Consider the following 1,148-nt stretch of genomic DNA (forward strand, 5'->3'; position numbering starts at 1 on the left):
GACCTTCCGAGGTTAGCAGAAAGTATAGCTTATCACCATCTCTTTTGAGGAGGTGGAAGGAAAAATATTTGGCAAGCGGCAAGGACGGCCTTCGGGATTCTTATCCACGAGTTGATCCGCAAGTACGCATCTTAGAAGAGGAAAACGAACGCTTGAAGCGCATAGTAGCCAAGCAAGCCCTCGAACTAGAGGTAAAAAGTGAGCTGCTAAAAAAAACTCCTATCGGACCCAGGAAAAGATAGCTGTCATGACTCAATATCAGCAATCTACAACGCGAAAAGAGCTGTGTAAGTGGTTAGACTTACCGCGTAGCATATCTTATTACAAAGCTCGGAATGGCAAGCCAGGAGCAAAAGCCAGTCAGGTAACGATGAAGCTGGATGGCTCTTTGGTACCTAACGAAGATGTCGTAATTCACATTAGAAAGCTTATTGATACTGAATTTAACGCGTTTGGATATGAGTATGCTACGCACGAATTAAAAAAAGATTACCTGATCAATAAGAAGAAGGTGTACCGGCTTATGCTTGCCAATGGCCTTTTATTGAACAAAATGATTCGACCCAGCGGAAAGCGTGAATTTGTTCAATTTCGTCGTATTGAGGCTAGTAAGCCACTAGAATACTTGTGTTGGGATATTAAATATGTTTGGGTCCATGGTGAACGTCGCAATTACTATTTGCTGTGTATTTTGGACGTTTATACTCGTAAAATTATTGATTGGCTGTTCCAAGGCAGCATTCGGCAGCTTGATTTGATAAACTTGCTTCGTCGGGTTAATCAATACTATCAGTTGCAAGGTGTAATATTACGTAATGATAACGGCAGCCAATTCATCTCCCACAAGGTTCGCAATTTTTTAAAGAATTCGGATGTAAAGCAGCAATTCACGCATGTAGCAACGCCAGAAGAGAACTCTTACATCGAGGCTTTTCACAGTATTTTAGAACGTGAAGTAATTGAACGTAACCAATTTGACAGCTATTACGATGCCAAAGACACAATTCAGCGTTTCATCAAACATTACAATGAAAGTCGCCTGCATCGTTCAATCGGTTTCGTGACGCCCCAACAAAAGTGGGATCAAGCAATGGTTTGTGACACAACTATTATTGAAAAAGTGTCCAACTTATAAGGGGTCAAGACAA

The 1,148-nt window shown here is 41.3% G+C and carries 2 protein-coding genes; both read left to right on the forward strand.

Going from position 1 to position 1,148, the window contains the following annotated elements; genetic code table 11:
* Positions 1-242 (forward strand): transposase (locus FEM55_RS17115; RefSeq protein ID WP_138282623.1); only part of this gene is annotated, 242 nt, incomplete at its 5' end.
* 5 nt (positions 243-247) lie between these two features.
* Entirely contained in the window at positions 248-1,135 is an 888-nt protein-coding gene (locus tag FEM55_RS17120) for an IS3 family transposase (RefSeq protein WP_138282624.1), read from the forward strand.
* The last annotated feature ends 13 nt before the right edge of the window (positions 1,136-1,148 follow it).

This window comes from Dyadobacter sediminis (genome assembly GCF_005860765.1).
Taxonomy (GTDB): domain Bacteria; phylum Bacteroidota; class Bacteroidia; order Cytophagales; family Spirosomataceae; genus Dyadobacter; species Dyadobacter sediminis.

Excerpts from the sequence above, each read along its gene's own strand:
- FEM55_RS17120 (WP_138282624.1), top strand. The coding sequence starts at position 248 with ATGACTCAATATCAGCAATCTACAACGCGAAAAGAGCTGTGTAAGTGG.